This window comes from uncultured Amphritea sp. (assembly GCF_937127095.1).
Classification (GTDB): domain Bacteria; phylum Pseudomonadota; class Gammaproteobacteria; order Pseudomonadales; family Balneatricaceae; genus Amphritea.
This window is the reverse complement of record NZ_CAKZLP010000035.1, coordinates 46,613-62,758: the sequence shown is the minus strand read 5'-3', so window position 1 is coordinate 62,758 and position 16,146 is coordinate 46,613. Positions and strand designations below refer to the sequence as shown.

The following is a 16,146-nucleotide window of genomic DNA, read 5'->3' as shown; positions in this document are numbered from 1 at the left end:
GCTACGATGCCAAAACCCGATAATGTGCCTGTTGGGACCAAGTTCAATATGCTCACCGTAATTGCGGAAACAGATCGCATCGGCTCTAAACGCACGTTTAGATGTCGGTGTGATTGTGGAACTATCAAAGACATCCAATACAACGCGCTGAAGCACAATAAGACCACGTCTTGCGGGTGCTACAACAAATCAAAAGATGTGACCCACGGCTTGTCCAGAACACACATATTCAATGTCTGGCAGAATATGATGGGTCGCTGTTATCGGTCCAATAGACCAGATTATTCCTATTACGGGGGCCGTGGCATTAAAGTCTGCGAGGATTGGAAAGATCCACTCAAATTCAAAACATGGGCTGATGCCAACGGATATTCTGACCAGCTCACTTTAGAGCGGAAGGGCACAGATAGTAATTATGAACCCAAAAATTGCATTTGGGTTGATCGATGCCATCAAGCAGCTAATCGCCGCAAACGTCGGACTGGCGCCAATAAATATATTGGAGTCAGTCGAGCAAATAAAAAATGGCAAGCGAACATCTGCGTCAAAGGCGTCAGAACACACTTAGGGGTCTTCGACACACCTGAGGAGGCTCGAGATGCTCGTGCTGCTTACATCAAACAACATAAATTACCACACCGGTAATTCGCTAATAAGGAGTTAATCCATGAATAGAACGAACCCTGAAAGCGTAGTTAATCGTTTTATAGAATGGACAGAGGAGCACCCTTATGGTGCTCGAGATTTCATTAAAGCATTCGCCAAGCAATTGGTCGAAAGGGATTATGGAACCTCGGAAGAGCTCCGTAATCAAATCCTTGAATACCTTGACCCAATGGAGGACTAATCATGCAAATTGAACATCCATCGAAAACTCTCACCGAAGCTCTCGGTGCAGCTCTGTACCAGGATCTTTCACCGATCCGCTATCAACGCTGGACGCCCGACATGAAGAAAGCAGGCATTCCTCTTGATGATCCAGAAGCCGTTGAAATGGCAGAGCGTCGACCTCGATACGATGATATTGAAGTTCGTATGTTCCCAGAACTCTGGAGTAGCACAGCTCTCGGATATGGTGGAATGGGCGGCGCCGCAATGACGCCGGCATACACCGTTGCAGTCCGCTGCCATAAGAACCAGGAAGCTTGTCTATACTGGGGAGGCGGCCGCCTTGGATGGAAATTCGATCTAAGCGACTCTCACCAGATGGATATATATAACCTGATGATCACTGATCAGGATTCATCCCACATCAAGGCACTCCGTAGGAAGCAAGCCCGTGGCGAGTGATGGCCGTAAGGTCATTCGAGCCAAGGAAGGATTCGATTACAAAGGATATCGCCCGTTCGGGGCGATGTTCGAAGCAGAAGACAGACGTAAGCTTCATGACTTAGCCTTGGAGATGAACACCTCCATGGCTGAGGCTCTACGCTTCTGTATCCGGTTCACTCACAAAGGGACAATTAACTCATGAGATACGTCTATGAGAATAATAAAAGCCGAATCTGCGTATCAGCAGAAAAAGCTTTTCCGGAGCTCCTAGTCAAGGTTCGAGACCTTCGCCCTGGAGCTGAAAATCAACAGTCTGGTAATCAAATTATCTACCTAACCAAAGATGAAGCGACCAAAGTTGGTAATGCTATTCTTGGTATGGCCGAACAAATGAAGGAAAACACTAATGGCCAATAACACCAGAGAAACCATTGCGCGGGTAATAGCGGAAAGTATTGGTCCACCTTTCGACAAAGTGCACCGGGATAAGCAACATTGGCTTAAAGAGCGCGGGATGTTCGATGGTGAACATCGGGATGTGAACGGCCCTTTTCAGGATCACTACATGGACGCCGCAGACGCTATCCTCGCCGCCCTAGAGCCTGCGCCAGTGGGTGGGGACGTGCGGGAACGTGTGGAACTGAAGAACAAGATCGTTTCTGCAATCCTGTCCTATCCGCCTGACACCATGTCGAAGGCGGAGTTTATGGCGGATGAGATACTCACCGCCCTATCCGCCAAAACAGCGAGGTGAGTGATGAGAACTATTCAGAAAGGTAAAGCCTATTCGCGGATCCAGCTCTCCCCTGAAGAAATCAAAGTCATCTACTATGCCCTTATGACGCAGATCGGCCATACTCTGACTGCTCGTCAACGGACATCTGTGGATGTAACTCAGGAAGCTCTCGGCAAACAGCTCGAGATTGAGCTCGATCTATTAACTGAATTTGGAAAATTAGGAGAAATTCAATGATTTCAAAGCCATGGGAGAATGAACCAGATGACGTAATCTGGCTTCATGACGCTTCCGGGTATGCGTGTCAGATCCTTCGACACCCAACCCAAAAGTATCTTTGCGGCTATGTCACTCTGCCCGAAGATCACCCGTTTCACGGTATCGATTATAGTGATGACATTATAATCCCAGAGGCAATTTATAAAGAAATTGCTCTCGAAGATGATTGGCCACCCACAAAACCTAAATTCATCTGGCACAAAACGCCTACACCATTGGTGACGGTATCGCCGGAAAGACTGTTGAATGCCCATGGCGGCATAACCTTTAGCCAAGAGGTCAAAGGACAACATGTCTATGGATTTGACTGCGGACACTCCGGGGATCTTTCACCGGTTAGTCTTCAATTCGCTGTCCATGGTTACGTCTATCGAGACTGGGATTACGTGACTGCAGAGACTGAGCGCCTGGCGCAGCAGCTCTATGAGATCGCCAGCTATAAGACATGAAGATCTACCATGGATCCATGCCCAATATGTTCAGCTTCCTGCAAGACAAGGATAAGCACTCCAATGTCTGGCAAGTGTCTGTATGTGGGAAACCGGCCAAAGATGGCCTGTATTTTGCTGTCGAAGCTTTCACTATTCGACCGCATAACAGACGTAAATACCCAATTCTCAAACGAGATAAACTCGAAGAAATCTTCGAAGAAGCCCAGTTCGCCCTCTACTATAGAGATCTGATGTATCGTGACTTCATACCCTGTGAACGGGTAAACTTGGAAAACGCTATTGAGCGTATTCCTCTTCTTCTCAAGTCAAACATCCAACGTTTTAAGGTACACATATGACATTATGGCACAAAACGGCTGAGTATAAACTCATCACTGATCATTATCGTGGTGAGTATGCTGACCGCTCCGGCCGACACAAAATGGAGCATATTAGGGAAGGCTGTCGTCTTCTTGTCGGATGGCAACGTCCTGACATAGAGCATCAAGCTTTCTGCCTTCATCCTTTAGTAGAGACCAAAGGGTTCACCTATGAAAGAAAGCATTCGTATATCTTGGCAGCTGAGATGATGAAATTTGCTACGGCATACCTATGCCGTCCTGAAACCGATGATATTACCTATCGGGGATCCAGGACATATCTCTTTAAACATCTTGGACCAATGTCTGAAGCTTGCGCTTGGTTGCTGCTTGCAGACAAAGTCCAAAATCGATCAGATTTCATGAAATATCATGCATTCACCCATGCTCGGGCTGACATGCTTATCCGGTATTTTGATCTCTGGATTCAAACTCTTCACACTTATTATCTGCCGAAAGAGCAGTTCAACGGAAAGGCACGCCGTACATGACATTCACATTCACAGAATACTCCGCTCTTGATTATCTCAAGATCGATATCGCTTCTAACTATGGAGACCATAATGGACAGGACCTCGAAAAGCTCAATTTCGAAGACCGCATTCGTTGGTTTGATCAGCAAGAGGCCGCAGGCAATCTGGTCGACCTCATCGAAAGCGCTGATGATCCCGCCTTATACTTTAGCGGATTGCAAGCGTATCGGGATACTCTCGACGGAAATCCCACCGGTTATGCGATCTCCCTCGATGCCTGCTCATCAGGCTTACAGATACTGGCAATACTTGCAAACTGTGAAAAATCTGCCCGCCGTTGTGGAATGATCAACACAGGTAAGCGTGAAGACGCTTATACGTCCCTCTTTGGGGATATGCAAAACCAGGCAGACTTCAATCTCTCTGCCGGCCGGCCAGATCTCAAACAAGCCATTATGACTTCACTCTATGGCTCCGTGGCTATGCCACGGCAGCTGTTCGGTGAAGGATCAGATGCTTTGAAGCTCTTCTACTATATCATGGAGACTGAGATCCCGGGTGCATGGTCATTGAACCTTGCACTCAAGGGTCTGTGGCAATCTTGGGCTACCGAACATGAGTGGGTGGTTCCGGATGGCTTTGAAGTCTCAATGGCTGTCGAAGAAAACATGATCAACGAAATCCAACTCTTTGGGGAACCAGTGGAAGTGTTCACAAAGCAAGCCAAAGGCACACCTAAGGGCCTGTCACTCTCTCCGAATATCGTTCACTCGATCGATGGGATGATCGTCAGAGAGATGGTGCGTCGGTGCTATCACAATCCTAAGCGCATTCGTGAAGTCGAAAACGCTTGCAACATTGCGATCAAACGACGTGAGCGTCGTAAGTCTGCTTCAGGCCATGGTCGGAAGAAAGACAAAGAATTGAGAGCTCTTTGGGAACGGTATCTGACTTCTGGCTTTCTCTCTGCTCGGGTCCTCGACCTGATTGACGAGAAAAACGTCAACATCGTCTCAGCTCACGCTGTGATGGATATGATCCAGACACTTCCAGTGGATCCTTTCCCTGTTTTGGCGATCCATGATTGCTTCCGGGTTCATCCGAATTACGGAAACGATCTACGTCGGCAGTACAATCGCATTATGCGGGATCTCTGCGCATCAAACATTCTTGGCGACATTGCTACTCAGATCACTGGGCGTCGCCAAGAACTCAAGAAAATCGGCAATATCGCTGATTCAATCCTTAATGCGGATTACGCTTTATCCTGATTATGGGCTAGACTTAAAAAATAAGTCAGCTATGTAGTTAGTATGAAAAAGAATTCTGCAGAGTGGATTTTCAAATACCACCATTCCACCCCTGAGCGCTTCGCAAGAACGCTTTATCGTCATCAAAAATCAAATGCCAAGAAGAGAGGGCAAAGCCCACCTCAATACACTCGAGATGAGTTTGTTGACTGGATAACCCAAGACGCTCTTTTTCAGCGCCTTTACACCCATTGGCTAAACAATGGACGGTTGAAGGATGACATCCCGGGGGTGGATAGAATTGACAATAACAAAACCTATTCGTTTTCAAACATTCAGGTCATGACCTATCGGGATAACCGGATAAAGTACGTTGAAGAGGTAAAGCGCAATGCGCCAAACCAAAATCAAGCGATGCATCCGGTTATTCAAATGGATCTTGATGGCAATGACATCAAGGAATTCCACTCAATCCGTGCAGCTGCACGAGAAGTATGTGGCACTGCCTGCAGTGCTTCCAACATCCAACGCGCTATTAAAAAGAGACGCACTGCTGGCGGCAGTCGTTGGCGCTACAAATAGCTAGGAGTTAAACATGAATGAAAAACTTAGTGAATTCGAGAAGTGGTGCTATACCGCTGAAGATCCAAACACCAAACTGCCCCTTCTGACCCATTTTTATTATCGGGTATGCGGAAAAGACGCTGAACGGTTTACTGAAGGCGTAGATCTGCTCGAAGCAGCTTTTGCTGCTGGTAGACGTGTGGGGCAAACCGATGGGTGAAGGTATTGGATGGTTGATCCTTCTGATTTTAGCATATGCCTTCTTCTGGTGGGCCGGTGAACAATCTGAAAAGGATCAAATGAAAATCGCGGATCTTACCGCGAAACTCTGTGTTGCTACTGAGGATGCAGACTTTTTCATATGCCATGCGAAATGCTCTGAGCTAAACGCACCTCAGGTACGTCGCTGTCTCGACACTTATGCGGAGCTTCTTGCTAATGCTGGATCCAACCCAACCAAATAGAAGCTTTCTCTTGTGGGGATTACTGGGACAGGGCCGTGATGGCCCTGTTTTCGTATCCTTCATGGGACAGCTTTGCTCATTCAAAACCCGACAGGAAGCCAGAGATTTTAATCACCTGGCATTCCAGGACAAACACAAAGTCGTCAAAATGCGACTCACTCTGGAAAGGGAAAAGTGATGGCAAAAAACCCGACATTCATGACGTGCACTTGTTGCGGGGAGCCAATGGAAAAGAAATACCAGCAATGGTGGAACCAGGACAGGGGGCATTCTTTATGTGCGCTCTGCGCCATATGGATCAAACACCGTGAGAATAAATCTGACGGAGATATCATTCGCATCTACGGAGAGGAAGGAATTCACCGTGAACGTGTGTCTGAAAATGAAAACTCGTCCGCAGGCGACTGAAGAAGATTTCCGGAACTGCGGTTATACAGCTGCAGCTATTAATTACCCTCTGAATGAAGCTGCAGTGCGTGCTCTGGCGCACATCAACGGACTTTCTTTTGAGCAGTACATCAACATCAGCCCTGCCATATGGTATTCTCCTAACTTCTATTGCCAGAAAAAGACAATGGAGAGGGGAGTGGCCCACGCCGAAGGTCGACTCCATAAAAATGAGGAGGGTCGCTGGGTTGTCACGATTAAAAGCACATGACGCAATGGTTCGACGTAAGTGCAAAAGGAAACGTACGTTTCTTACTGAGGAAACTGCCGAGATGGCTATTCGCCATAACGCAACGGGGTTGAGTACCTATAACTGTAACATCTGCGGTAACTGGCATCTGACCTCGAATAATAAGAAAGCCAGGAACGTCAAACAAAAACGAAAACACAATCCCAAGAGGATCAAAGTTCAATGATACATGAAATAGCAGCAGTACTGATTGTCGTCTGTTTTGTGGGGGTGATCATCAGATTTATGATGTTCATTCACAAGAATTTACGGCCTTAGGCAAGGCCCGGCGAAGCCGGAGCCTTGCCTAATGGCCAGGACAAAGATAGTATCTCCACTCATTCAGAAACGGAGATCTCCCAATGTCCGAACCACGGTTCTATTACATCAACGAAGAAGCCAAAGAAATTAAGCATTTCGGCGAACAGCTGAACGGCGAACTCGAGGGCTTTGTTTTTGCGGGTATGAGTGAGCTGCCAATCAAAGGCGCCGCGGGATACTACGCAAAAAACCAACCAGGCTACCGTCTTATTGACGGCGATGCCGTAACTGAAGAGACCCAAGACAATGTCCAAGACAGCGGAGCTGACGTTTCAGCACATTGAGAATTCAGTTGTCATCCTGAATAAGGGTGGCATCCAATCCCAACATGAAGCTTACCTGCGACGAGGTGAGGTATTTGCGAAGATGGGGTCCGGCTTTGTCGGACTCCGTCGACACGGCACCTCCAAGGCAGGCGTAAACGTGGTCGACTGGGATCTCGGCGGGCAAGAGACGTTCGTCTATAGCCCTACAGGGCGCGTGGTCATTGAAGACCACCCAGATGCTGGTGAAGAAGACGCATCGACGAAAATCAGCACTGCTCTACCAGAACCAACAGAAGAAGTGACCACCAAAAAGCGCACTCGCAAAAAGTGATGTGGCTTCTTGAAGTAGTCCAGTTCTGGGCCTCTCTCGGCATCTTCATAATGGTCGTAGATTGGGCTCGAGGTTGGCCTAACGCGCTGTCTAATCGACATACGTTAGAAGAGATAATGGATAGGTTTCGTAAAGAAGATCCTGATTCAGATCCTCGGTATGCAATCGCTCTCTCTTTCGTTGCGGTCCATATTATTACCGGACCCTTTGCTATCTTTATTGATGGCGTTCACAAAGATTAAGGAACTCTCAAATGGCACACCAATTTCTTAAGCTCGAGCGTTTTGCTGAACTTCTCATGATCGAAATGTTAAGCCCGTCTGAATGGCCGAAAAACATTCGAAACATCATAGAATACAACCAAGCCCTCGGCGAAGACTGCCATGAGTATTTCTTCATGCGTGGGGTTGAAGGTTATCTGTCTAATCGCAGTGATCACCCATTCTATCACGGCCATGGGTGGGCTCAGTCTGCTTGGATGGAAGGTCGCAATTTTGCGAATTATTACTTCAAAAACATCCAAAACATCCTCTGGCATCAATACCAATCTAATGCCTGGATTTCTGCGTTCATGACCTGCGATTATATGATTGTTCAGAACGACGGTCTTTATGAAGAAGATCCAGAATCCTGGTACGCTAAAGTGTTCGGCGTGTACGCTCGACTGGTAGCGAACGCCAAATATCGCAATGCTGGGGTCGGGTGTTTTCTCTATGATCGAATGGTTCCGCCAAAAGATCGAGCGCATCTGCGCATTCCCTACCAGAAACAATTCAAACTCACACAAGGAAATTCCAAAATGGCACAACTCTATAAAGACGTTGCAACTGGCGCTATCGGCACCTGGATCGGCGAAGACGCAGAAGGTGTCGTCCTCAAGACTGATGACGGCTTCAAAGTCTTCAAGGAAGTCCGGAAGGTCATGCCCTACACTGTTCGTGTGAAATTCACTGGCGGCGCCTCTTCTCACATCAAACTCGAGAAGGGTAAGTATCTCGTCGGCGATGTTCTTCTGACCTATGTGTCTAACAAAGGCCCTCAAATGATGTCGATTCGAGAACTCGATACCGAAAAAGAAGACGCGTGTGACGCGCCTCAGGTCATCAAGTTCATCCACAAGATGACACGTCCTAAAGCGAAGAAGTAAGGGTACTGGCCATGAGAGCGAAAGCTTTAGATATTTGCCCTTGCTGTGGCCAGACCGTCGCTAAAAACCCCGCTCAACGTAAGCAGAAACACATTGATGCGATCGAGCAGCTATACGATGTGACTTTTGAAGAGATGTCTTCTCGAACAAAGATCCATCGTATCAGCCTCGCTCGCAATCATTACTGGTTCTTGCTTGTTGTAGAAGAGCGATGGAGCTTGACCCGTGCCGGCGCATCAACCGGTCACGGAGCGCAGCCTGCTCTGCAAGGCACTCGCCGAATTGCCAATCAATTACTCGGCACTCACATGAAAATGTCTTTAGATGATATCCGCATCGCTTATTGGAAAAACCTTGGTTTCTCCGATGAACAAATTGAGGAAAAAGTCTACGGATAAGGACCAAGAAAGATCTCCCAATGACTGCAATGGAAAACTTTATCGGACACACTCAGCTCCAGGAGGAGTATGAGGTTTGTATCAGCAAAGGACTGGTGCCCTATGTCCGCTCGTCGCCAGGTATCGGTAAGTCTGATTCCGCGAAAAAATTTGCTGCAAAGCATAATCTCGAACTGATCGATATTCGTTTGAGCCAGTGTACCCCAGAAGATTTGCAAGGCTATCCCATGCGGGAAGGTGATAAGGCTGTATTCACGCCGTTCAACATCTTCCCTCTGGAAGGGGAGCCATTGCCGAAAGGTAAGAACGGCTGGCTTTTGCTCCTCGATGAGCTGAGCTCCGCCAATAAAGCCGTTCAAGCCGCGGCGTATAAAATCATTCTTGATCGTCAGGTTGGCTCATTCAACCTGCATCCAAATTGCGGAATGATCGCTTGCGGTAACCTGATTACGGATAAGGCGGTGGTCCACAAGATGTCGACCGCTTTGCAGTCGCGGCTTGTTCATTACCAGCTTCAGATCACTGTTGATGAGTGGACTGAGTGGGCTCTTGAACACAATATCGATCATCGGATCTCCGCCTTTGTTAATTTCGACAATAACATGCTGATGAACTTCAACCCCGACCACGAAGACCATACGTTTGCTTGTCCACGGACTTGGGAATTCCTCAATCGAACCATGAATAATATCACTGTCGATCGTTCGGCTCACCAGCCGCGAATCTGCGGCACCATTGGTTCCGGCGCCGGAATGGAGTTTATCTCATTCTGCGAGGTCTATAATGATCTTCCCAAGTGGGATCACATTATTGATCCAAAAATCAACGAAGCGTTGACTCCGCCTCCAGAGCCTACAGCTAAGTTCGCTGTAATATCCTGGATCGGTGCGGAAGTCGAAAAGAAAGACGTTGAAAACGTGCTGCCTTACATTCAAAAGTTTGGCGGCGAATTCCAAATGCTCTTCTGCCGGCACATTCTTCGACGTCTGCCTAATATGGACCGCGAAAGCGAAGAATTCCGCAAATTCTCTATGAAGATCATCTCCAAAGCCAACCGCTTATAGGTGATTCATGACCCAACCTACATTCAATCCTGAGGACTATGTCTCCGACGAACCAGTAACTGAAGATGATATGATTGAACTCAATCGTATGCTGGATGCTGTAAAAGTTCGGCTCTTCCAAAAGAAATGGAATGGTTTCCTGGGTCCTCTTGTAGCCTCGATCTCTTTCAAATGGGATCGTTCAATTCCAACAGCCGCCACAAATGGCGTGTTCATGGTCTGGAACCCCGAATTCTTTAAATCCCTGGATCGCGACAGCAAAGTCACTGTGCTTGCGCACGAAGCTTGGCATATCGCTTTCCAGCACATGGGACGTCGAGAAAAACGAAATCCTTATATCTGGAATGTCGCTGCAGACTATGTGATCAACAATATGCTCAAGTCTGGCGGCTATTATATGGATGGGTTCCCTTATCTGATGGATTCCCAGTTCGATGGCTGGACCACTGATCAAGTCTACGACTGGCTGATGGACAACAAGGTAGAGGTCGTCAATCCTCAGGATGGTGACTTCTTCGAGGCCGGAGATGGTCCTGAATCGATGCAGGGAGATATGACCCCTGACCAGATCGCCAAAAAAGCATTTGGCAATGTCCACAATGCGTCGACCGCCTCTAAGATGTCCAAAAACCACGGTGATATGCCAGGTGAAGTGAAGCAGATGATTGAGGATTTCCTCAAGCCGAAGCTTCCTTGGCAAGAAATCCTAGTCAATTTCTTTGAAGCCCTCTCCTCCGTAGAATATTCTTATAGCCGACCGAACCGCCGATATAGCGATCCAATGCTACCGGGTCGTGTCGGGCGGTCTGGTTTGGAGCTGATCCACTATTACCTGGATGTTTCTGGTTCCATCTCAGATGCAGAAATCAAACGCTTCAACTCGGAAGTGAAATACATCAAAGATACCTATAATCCGGAGAAGCTTGTGCTAATCACTTTTGATACTAAGCTTCAGGATTTCTACGAGTTCGGAGAAGACGATGAGTTCGAGAAGATTGTTGTCACCGGCCGTGGTGGAACCAATCTGAATGAAGTTTGGGCTCATGCTAAAGAGCACATGCCCAATGCCATCGTTGTCTTCACTGACTTGTATGTGGGGATCCCACAAGAACCGCCAGGTCCTCCTCTTATTTGGGTGGTCTCAGGTAATCCAAATTCTGAAGTGCCATACGGCACTCTCATCAATATCGAGGAAGACTGATGTCTACACCGACTCCCCAACTCAATGCTGACCAACAAAAAGCGGCAGATACCCTTGCCACTTACATCATTGGTCCAGACAAGGAATTCTTCCTGACTGGTTCCCCTGGCGTTGGTAAAACCTATCTGACCCGTGAACTGGTCAGCCTCCTGCCGTCAACAATCAATGCGTACAATCAATCCATGTCGCTTCAGCGAACACCCATGGAATTGATGCTGACAGCTACTACCAACAAAGCTGCTGCAGTTTTGGGTGAGCAAACTGGCCGGCAAGCTAAGACAATCCACTCATTCCTGGGTGTGGTTCCTATGACGGATTATTCGACCGGTCAGACTTACCTGAAGCGAACCAACAACTATAAGATCCATTCGAACGTGATGCTCTTCATTGATGAAGCGTCTATGATCGATAAAGATCTTTATATGATCCTTCAGGAAGCGACCGACGAAACGTGTAAGATCATCTATGTTGGTGACAAGAACCAGTTGCCGCCGGTTATGGAGAAGCTTTCTCCTGCCGTGGCTCTCGCTGATATTGGAAATCGCCATTACGAGATTACAACGCCTGTCCGTAATGCTGGTTCGCCGGCGCTGCAGAAACTGTGTGAGGGCCTCAAAGAAGATATTCTTCTCGAGCGACCAAAAGACCAGCTTACAAAATGGAAGCAAGCACCTGGTGAGATTGATTTCATCAACGGCGATCAATTAAAGCTGCTCATCGAGGGCATTTACGGTCCCAATGGAACCATGAAAGCAGACGATCCTGAGCTGGCTTGCCGGATCCTTTGCTACACCAACAAAGCAGTGATTGGCTATAACCAGTTTATCCGCGGTATTCGTGGTTTACCTGATTATCCAACTGTGGGTGAGCGAATGGTTTGTAACTCCCACTTCCCACTCTCTGCCCAGGCATCTTTCAATGTCGAAGAGCAGGTCAAAATTCACGGCATCTATGGCCCTGAGGAAGTTCAGATCGATGATCATAACTCCCTGGATGCCTATATGCTGGAAGTCTCTTCTGCGTTCACTTCTCGGTACACTGTGAAATATCCAGCTGATCGTGATGCATGGGATTCCCTTCGACGTCACTATAAGTCGAAGAATTTCCGGAACTGGAAGCTGTTCTACAAACTCCAGGAAGAGTGGATCGATCTCCGTAACCGTGAAGCCTCGACGGTCTATAAAGCCCAAGGCTCGACTTATGATTCGGTCATCCTGATCATGGATGATATTTTCACGTCTCGAGATGTAAATCAGCTACGGCGTATGCTGTATGTTGGTGCGTCTCGTGCGCGGAAACGAATCTATGTCTATGACCGCGGCATTCACCAAAATCAGAGGGGTTTGTATATTCCATGAGCCATACAGACGATGAACTGATCCAAGCTTGGAAAGATGATCTCATCTCCAAGCTGGTGTTCACTGAAATTCAAGCTTCGCTTGAGGCTCGAGAACAAGAACTCATTGGCCAAGAGACTAAACGTCTTGTTGAGAAGAACCAGATACTTGGAGGATCCGAGCACGGTTTCTATTACAAGTCTGAGCTTTTTGTTGTCGCCGGCGCCTACGGTAAAGAGGGTATCGAAATCATCGATCCCAGTCTCGAGGAAGAAGCAGAATTTCTTCGCTTGAACCGTGTTGAGGTTCAGCAACACACAACGTATATCGCCCATTTCCTGGGAGCCCTTGAGCGCTTTGCTGAAGGCAATCCCAGTCGATACTGTGCCAACGCACCGCGGGGCCTTATGCAACTTTCAGATTCACTGAGCCGATTGGATCTCTTCTGTCAGAAAAACGATGCAGCCTTCTACGAAGACTCAAAGTTTCACCCAGAAGATAAAGCGAAAGCTCCATTTTTCGCGCACTACAACCGTGTCGATGATCCCATTAATCGGTTCCTTTTTAGACGGACAGCGTACTGATGCGATGGATTGGCTTTTCAAATGACTTTGAGCCCAACGATGTAGAAATCCTCATTCTCTCATACGAACTTGATTATGCAGAGATGAAGAAAACCTATCTCGATAAAGGCTTGATCGCTCAAGGAGAGCCAGCAAAGCACATTCTCGATCGTACTGCAGCTGTTCAGCTGCCCTATCTCCTGTCAGGCCCCAAGAAGAAAAAGAAACCACTCTCAGTTGCTGAGCGCCGTGAGTGGTTCAACGAGCTTTTCGAGAAGCTCAAGCATACCAAGATTAAACACGTATTGATCGCTAATCCCGATTACTACAAGACTTTTACCGGTTCCGCGAAAGCGGCGCTCGAAGTGGGCTCTCTAACACCTCCTCATGAGGACCACTTCGAGCATCTTAAACATTTGCGGGTTGGGTTTATCCCAAACCACAAAATGGCGTTCTATGATCCAGTGAAGACCGAAGCATCTATTACCACAGCAATGAAATCTGTGGCTGAGGATAGACAGGGTAAATACAAGGATCCTGGAACTGGCATCATCAAAAAATGCTACTACCCCCAAACACTCGATGAAATTCGAAACGCGCTAACATACATTCTTGTGAATAAGTCGCGGCTGACGTGTGACATCGAAGGGTTTAGTTTGCATATTGATGATGCCGGTATCGCCAGCATCGCATTCGCTTGGAACAAACATGAAGGTATTGCTTTCCAGGTTGACTGGGCACCAAATTTTCCAAACCAAGATGTACGTCGACTTCTTCTTAATTTTTTCATTCGGTTTTATGAAACGCACAAAAAAGGCAAAGAACGCCGGCTGATCTTCCACAACGCCAGTTACGACCTGAGCGTACTTATCCACCAGCTATCTAAAGACACTACCACGCACGATTACGAAGAGATTTTCGATGCCCTGGCTTGTGAGGATATGATCCATGATACCAAAATCATCAGTTACCTGGCTACGAATTCGACTTCGGGAAATAAGCTTAGCCTTAAGGATCAAGCTGTTGAATTTGCAGGCAACTATGCTGTTGAGGAAATTAAAGACATCACGAAAATCCCGGTCCAAGAGCTCCTCGAATACAACTTGGTGGATGCTCTAAGTACCTGGTACGTCTACGAAAAGAACATGCCGATCATGATCGCTGATGATCAAATGTCGGTGTACAAAGAAATCTTCCGGCCATCTCTCATCGACATTATCGATATGCAGCTCACTGGGCTGCCTGTTCACATGCCTTCTGTTCATGGATCCGAAGCTGAGCTGATGAAGCTCAAGGCCCAGGCAGAAGCTACAATTCAGGGGAACCAAGTTGTCCAAGATTACCGTCACCACCTTCGACAAATGGAAATATCCAAGTGGAACGCTCGGCTCAAAAAGAAAAGGGTTACCCTTTCTGACGCCAGTGCCGAGTTTAATCCTGGCAGCGATTCTCAGTTGGCTGGCTTGTTATTTGATCCAGCCTTTTTTGGATTCCCAGTCCTTGGAAAAACGGACAGCGGCGCTCCATCTACCAAAGGAGCTATCTTAAAAAACCTGAAGAACCACACGAATGATGTACCCACGCTCGAACTTCTCGATGCTCTTATCGAGTATAAAGACGTGAGCATCCTCCTATCGACCTTTATCCCGGCATTTAAAAATGCCCGGAAAGGCCCAGATGGATGGCACTATCTTCATGGTTCTTTTAACTTGGGTGGTACTGTCTCAGGCAGACTGAGCTCCTCGGATCCAAACCTTCAGAATATCCCTTCTGGATCCAGACTCGCTAAGTACATCAAACGATGTGTGAAAGCGCCTCCTGGATATCTTTTCATGGGTCTCGACTTCGATAGTCTCGAGGATAAAATCTCGGCACTAACGACCAAAGATCCCAACAAACTGAAAGTTTATACCGATGGTTATGATGGTCATTGTCTACGTGCTTATTCTTATTTTGGCGATAACATGCCCGACATTGACCCTACTTCTGTTTCTTCCATCAATTCTATTGCTGTTAAGTATCCGCAGGAGAGACAAGATTCAAAAGCGCCGACGTTCGCGCTAACATATGGTGGTACCCACCATGCTCTGGTTACACAGTGTGGCATCGACAAAGCTCAGGCTTTGGATATCGAACAGAAATACCATCAGCTCTATAAGCACTCAGATGACTGGGTCGATCTTAAGATCCAGGGGGCCAGAGACAACGGCTATATCACTGTCGCTTTTGGCTTAAGAGTGAGAACGCCTCTTCTGGGCCAGACGCTCAATACAAAGCGTCACACGCCTTATCAAGCGCTTTCTGAAGCACGTACTGCCGGCAATGCCCTTGGCCAGTCCTGGGGCTTGTTGAACAATCGTGCTGCCACAGCCTTTATGAAGAAAGTTCGATCAACTTATTTTCGAGCTGAAATTCGAATCTGTTGTCAGATCCACGATGCTCAATATTATTTGGTTAAAGCCAACCCATATATTGTAGAGTGGTTTAATCGGACACTTTCTGAAGAAGTGAAATGGCAAAACCACCCGGATATCAGTCACCCTGATGTCCATCTTTCTGGTGAAGCTTCAATCTTCTATCCGACATGGGCTGAAGAGCACAGCATACCAAACTCCGCGTCCGCAATGGACATCAAACGAATAGGCCAAGAAATAGCAGAGGAATACCCCAATGGCTGATGACAAGAAACATTTCTGGATGGCTGCAATTGAGATTGCAGCAGTGCACCCTGGCAACGAAGATGCCGGTGTGGCGCCATATCCAATGTCGGTTAAAATCAACGTTTTGACCGAAACAGCCCGCAAGCGAATGGACGCAGACGCCATGGATACGCTTCGCCAGGCAGCCCTGATGAAGGCCCAAGAAAAATATGAATTAGACCCTTCATGGGTGGCAAATTTCTTCTTTTTTGGTATCTATTATCTGGGCCTTATGTCGCCGAAAGAGTACATGGGCCGAACCCAACCGACAAAGATTGTCGCCAACGAATAGGA

At 47.4% G+C, this 16,146-nt stretch carries 24 protein-coding genes; all 24 read left to right on the top strand.

Annotated features, from left to right (window positions below):
- Positions 1 to 6 precede the first annotated feature (6 nt).
- The 24 genes from Q0499_RS08620 (at position 7) to Q0499_RS08505 (ending at position 16,144) form a co-directional block, all read left to right on the top strand.
- Complete coding sequence (locus tag Q0499_RS08620) at positions 7 to 645, top strand: hypothetical protein (protein WP_299198293.1); 639 nt, start codon at positions 7 to 9, stop codon at positions 643 to 645.
- A gap of 22 nt (positions 646 to 667) precedes the next feature.
- The gene (locus tag Q0499_RS08615; protein ID WP_299198291.1) at positions 668 to 847 is read left to right on the top strand and encodes a hypothetical protein; all 180 of its coding nucleotides are present in this window, start codon (positions 668 to 670) and stop codon (positions 845 to 847) included.
- Between the two features lie 2 nt (positions 848 to 849).
- Positions 850 to 1,290, top strand: coding sequence for a hypothetical protein (locus Q0499_RS08610; RefSeq protein WP_299198290.1), 441 nt, complete (start codon positions 850 to 852; stop codon positions 1,288 to 1,290).
- A 180-nt stretch (positions 1,291 to 1,470) separates the two neighbouring features.
- Positions 1,471 to 1,689 (top strand): hypothetical protein, encoded by a 219-nt coding sequence (locus Q0499_RS08605; protein ID WP_299198288.1) that lies wholly within the window; start codon positions 1,471 to 1,473, stop codon positions 1,687 to 1,689.
- Positions 1,679 to 2,026: a hypothetical protein gene (locus Q0499_RS08600; RefSeq protein ID WP_299198286.1), complete on the top strand. Its 348-nt coding sequence runs from the start codon at positions 1,679 to 1,681 to the stop codon at positions 2,024 to 2,026. Before Q0499_RS08605 ends, Q0499_RS08600 begins: the two co-directional genes overlap by 11 nt.
- Positions 2,027 to 2,029: 3 nt before the next feature.
- A complete protein-coding gene (locus Q0499_RS08595; protein WP_299198284.1) occupies positions 2,030 to 2,245 on the top strand; it encodes a hypothetical protein in 216 nt (71 codons plus the stop codon).
- A complete protein-coding gene (locus Q0499_RS08590) occupies positions 2,242 to 2,736 on the top strand; it encodes a hypothetical protein (protein WP_299198282.1) in 495 nt (164 codons plus the stop codon). The genes Q0499_RS08595 and Q0499_RS08590 overlap by 4 nt, the downstream gene beginning before the upstream one ends.
- Entirely contained in the window at positions 2,733 to 3,077 is a 345-nt protein-coding gene (locus tag Q0499_RS08585) for a hypothetical protein (protein ID WP_299198279.1), read from the top strand. The genes Q0499_RS08590 and Q0499_RS08585 overlap by 4 nt, the downstream gene beginning before the upstream one ends.
- The gene (locus Q0499_RS08580; protein WP_299198277.1) at positions 3,074 to 3,589 is read left to right on the top strand and encodes a hypothetical protein; all 516 of its coding nucleotides are present in this window, start codon (positions 3,074 to 3,076) and stop codon (positions 3,587 to 3,589) included. Before Q0499_RS08585 ends, Q0499_RS08580 begins: the two co-directional genes overlap by 4 nt.
- Positions 3,586 to 4,842, top strand: a complete 1,257-nt coding sequence (locus tag Q0499_RS08575) for a DNA-directed RNA polymerase (RefSeq protein WP_299198275.1) — start codon at positions 3,586 to 3,588, stop codon at positions 4,840 to 4,842. The genes Q0499_RS08580 and Q0499_RS08575 overlap by 4 nt, the downstream gene beginning before the upstream one ends.
- Positions 4,843 to 4,884: 42 nt before the next feature.
- Positions 4,885 to 5,403, top strand: a complete 519-nt coding sequence (locus tag Q0499_RS08570; RefSeq protein WP_299198273.1) for an NUMOD1 domain-containing DNA-binding protein — start codon at positions 4,885 to 4,887, stop codon at positions 5,401 to 5,403.
- Between the two features lie 13 nt (positions 5,404 to 5,416).
- Complete coding sequence (locus Q0499_RS08565; protein ID WP_299198271.1) at positions 5,417 to 5,605, top strand: hypothetical protein; 189 nt, start codon at positions 5,417 to 5,419, stop codon at positions 5,603 to 5,605.
- The gene (locus Q0499_RS08560) at positions 5,598 to 5,849 is read left to right on the top strand and encodes a hypothetical protein (protein WP_299198269.1); all 252 of its coding nucleotides are present in this window, start codon (positions 5,598 to 5,600) and stop codon (positions 5,847 to 5,849) included. Before Q0499_RS08565 ends, Q0499_RS08560 begins: the two co-directional genes overlap by 8 nt.
- A gap of 364 nt (positions 5,850 to 6,213) precedes the next feature.
- Positions 6,214 to 6,507, top strand: a complete 294-nt coding sequence (locus Q0499_RS08555) for a hypothetical protein (protein ID WP_299198266.1) — start codon at positions 6,214 to 6,216, stop codon at positions 6,505 to 6,507.
- Between the two features lie 380 nt (positions 6,508 to 6,887).
- The gene (locus Q0499_RS08550; RefSeq protein WP_299198264.1) at positions 6,888 to 7,130 is read left to right on the top strand and encodes a hypothetical protein; all 243 of its coding nucleotides are present in this window, start codon (positions 6,888 to 6,890) and stop codon (positions 7,128 to 7,130) included.
- Positions 7,093 to 7,443 (top strand): hypothetical protein, encoded by a 351-nt coding sequence (locus Q0499_RS08545; protein WP_299198262.1) that lies wholly within the window; start codon positions 7,093 to 7,095, stop codon positions 7,441 to 7,443. The genes Q0499_RS08550 and Q0499_RS08545 overlap by 38 nt, the downstream gene beginning before the upstream one ends.
- Positions 7,444 to 7,696: 253 nt before the next feature.
- Positions 7,697 to 8,590 carry a hypothetical protein gene (locus Q0499_RS08540; protein ID WP_299198260.1) on the top strand — a complete coding sequence of 298 codons (894 nt, stop codon included), beginning with the start codon at positions 7,697 to 7,699 and terminating at the stop codon, positions 8,588 to 8,590.
- Between the two features lie 11 nt (positions 8,591 to 8,601).
- Positions 8,602 to 8,988, top strand: a complete 387-nt coding sequence (locus Q0499_RS08535) for a hypothetical protein (RefSeq protein ID WP_299198258.1) — start codon at positions 8,602 to 8,604, stop codon at positions 8,986 to 8,988.
- 20 nt (positions 8,989 to 9,008) lie between these two features.
- Positions 9,009 to 10,052: a hypothetical protein gene (locus tag Q0499_RS08530; RefSeq protein ID WP_299198256.1), complete on the top strand. Its 1,044-nt coding sequence runs from the start codon at positions 9,009 to 9,011 to the stop codon at positions 10,050 to 10,052.
- 7 nt (positions 10,053 to 10,059) lie between these two features.
- Positions 10,060 to 11,253: a VWA-like domain-containing protein gene (locus Q0499_RS08525; protein ID WP_299198254.1), complete on the top strand. Its 1,194-nt coding sequence runs from the start codon at positions 10,060 to 10,062 to the stop codon at positions 11,251 to 11,253.
- The gene (locus tag Q0499_RS08520) at positions 11,253 to 12,611 is read left to right on the top strand and encodes an AAA family ATPase (RefSeq protein ID WP_299198251.1); all 1,359 of its coding nucleotides are present in this window, start codon (positions 11,253 to 11,255) and stop codon (positions 12,609 to 12,611) included. The genes Q0499_RS08525 and Q0499_RS08520 overlap by 1 nt, the downstream gene beginning before the upstream one ends.
- Positions 12,608 to 13,174: a hypothetical protein gene (locus Q0499_RS08515; protein WP_299198249.1), complete on the top strand. Its 567-nt coding sequence runs from the start codon at positions 12,608 to 12,610 to the stop codon at positions 13,172 to 13,174. The genes Q0499_RS08520 and Q0499_RS08515 overlap by 4 nt, the downstream gene beginning before the upstream one ends.
- The gene (locus Q0499_RS08510; RefSeq protein ID WP_299198247.1) at positions 13,174 to 15,831 is read left to right on the top strand and encodes a DNA polymerase; all 2,658 of its coding nucleotides are present in this window, start codon (positions 13,174 to 13,176) and stop codon (positions 15,829 to 15,831) included. Before Q0499_RS08515 ends, Q0499_RS08510 begins: the two co-directional genes overlap by 1 nt.
- Entirely contained in the window at positions 15,824 to 16,144 is a 321-nt protein-coding gene (locus Q0499_RS08505; RefSeq protein WP_299198245.1) for a hypothetical protein, read from the top strand. The genes Q0499_RS08510 and Q0499_RS08505 overlap by 8 nt, the downstream gene beginning before the upstream one ends.
- The last annotated feature ends 2 nt before the right edge of the window (positions 16,145 to 16,146 follow it).

What these genes read in the sequence shown, in the direction of transcription:
- Q0499_RS08510 (WP_299198247.1), top strand. Translation starts at nt 13,174, where the DNA reads ATGCGATGGATTGGCTTTTCAAATGACTTTGAGCCCAACGATGTAGAA.
- Q0499_RS08610 (WP_299198290.1), top strand. Translation starts at nt 850, where the DNA reads ATGCAAATTGAACATCCATCGAAAACTCTCACCGAAGCTCTCGGTGCA.
- Q0499_RS08595 (WP_299198284.1), top strand. Translation starts at nt 2,030, where the DNA reads ATGAGAACTATTCAGAAAGGTAAAGCCTATTCGCGGATCCAGCTCTCC.
- Q0499_RS08505 (WP_299198245.1), top strand. Translation starts at nt 15,824, where the DNA reads ATGGCTGATGACAAGAAACATTTCTGGATGGCTGCAATTGAGATTGCA.
- Q0499_RS08565 (WP_299198271.1), top strand. Translation starts at nt 5,417, where the DNA reads ATGAATGAAAAACTTAGTGAATTCGAGAAGTGGTGCTATACCGCTGAA.
- Q0499_RS08520 (WP_299198251.1), top strand. Translation starts at nt 11,253, where the DNA reads ATGTCTACACCGACTCCCCAACTCAATGCTGACCAACAAAAAGCGGCA.
- Q0499_RS08535 (WP_299198258.1), top strand. Translation starts at nt 8,602, where the DNA reads ATGAGAGCGAAAGCTTTAGATATTTGCCCTTGCTGTGGCCAGACCGTC.
- Q0499_RS08550 (WP_299198264.1), top strand. Translation starts at nt 6,888, where the DNA reads ATGTCCGAACCACGGTTCTATTACATCAACGAAGAAGCCAAAGAAATT.
- Q0499_RS08585 (WP_299198279.1), top strand. Translation starts at nt 2,733, where the DNA reads ATGAAGATCTACCATGGATCCATGCCCAATATGTTCAGCTTCCTGCAA.
- Q0499_RS08540 (WP_299198260.1), top strand. Translation starts at nt 7,697, where the DNA reads ATGGCACACCAATTTCTTAAGCTCGAGCGTTTTGCTGAACTTCTCATG.
- Q0499_RS08580 (WP_299198277.1), top strand. Translation starts at nt 3,074, where the DNA reads ATGACATTATGGCACAAAACGGCTGAGTATAAACTCATCACTGATCAT.
- Q0499_RS08515 (WP_299198249.1), top strand. Translation starts at nt 12,608, where the DNA reads ATGAGCCATACAGACGATGAACTGATCCAAGCTTGGAAAGATGATCTC.
- Q0499_RS08530 (WP_299198256.1), top strand. Translation starts at nt 9,009, where the DNA reads ATGACTGCAATGGAAAACTTTATCGGACACACTCAGCTCCAGGAGGAG.
- Q0499_RS08545 (WP_299198262.1), top strand. Translation starts at nt 7,093, where the DNA reads ATGTCCAAGACAGCGGAGCTGACGTTTCAGCACATTGAGAATTCAGTT.
- Q0499_RS08600 (WP_299198286.1), top strand. Translation starts at nt 1,679, where the DNA reads ATGGCCAATAACACCAGAGAAACCATTGCGCGGGTAATAGCGGAAAGT.
- Q0499_RS08560 (WP_299198269.1), top strand. Translation starts at nt 5,598, where the DNA reads ATGGGTGAAGGTATTGGATGGTTGATCCTTCTGATTTTAGCATATGCC.
- Q0499_RS08590 (WP_299198282.1), top strand. Translation starts at nt 2,242, where the DNA reads ATGATTTCAAAGCCATGGGAGAATGAACCAGATGACGTAATCTGGCTT.
- Q0499_RS08620 (WP_299198293.1), top strand. Translation starts at nt 7, where the DNA reads ATGCCAAAACCCGATAATGTGCCTGTTGGGACCAAGTTCAATATGCTC.
- Q0499_RS08525 (WP_299198254.1), top strand. Translation starts at nt 10,060, where the DNA reads ATGACCCAACCTACATTCAATCCTGAGGACTATGTCTCCGACGAACCA.
- Q0499_RS08605 (WP_299198288.1), top strand. Translation starts at nt 1,471, where the DNA reads ATGAGATACGTCTATGAGAATAATAAAAGCCGAATCTGCGTATCAGCA.
- Q0499_RS08575 (WP_299198275.1), top strand. Translation starts at nt 3,586, where the DNA reads ATGACATTCACATTCACAGAATACTCCGCTCTTGATTATCTCAAGATC.
- Q0499_RS08570 (WP_299198273.1), top strand. Translation starts at nt 4,885, where the DNA reads ATGAAAAAGAATTCTGCAGAGTGGATTTTCAAATACCACCATTCCACC.
- Q0499_RS08615 (WP_299198291.1), top strand. Translation starts at nt 668, where the DNA reads ATGAATAGAACGAACCCTGAAAGCGTAGTTAATCGTTTTATAGAATGG.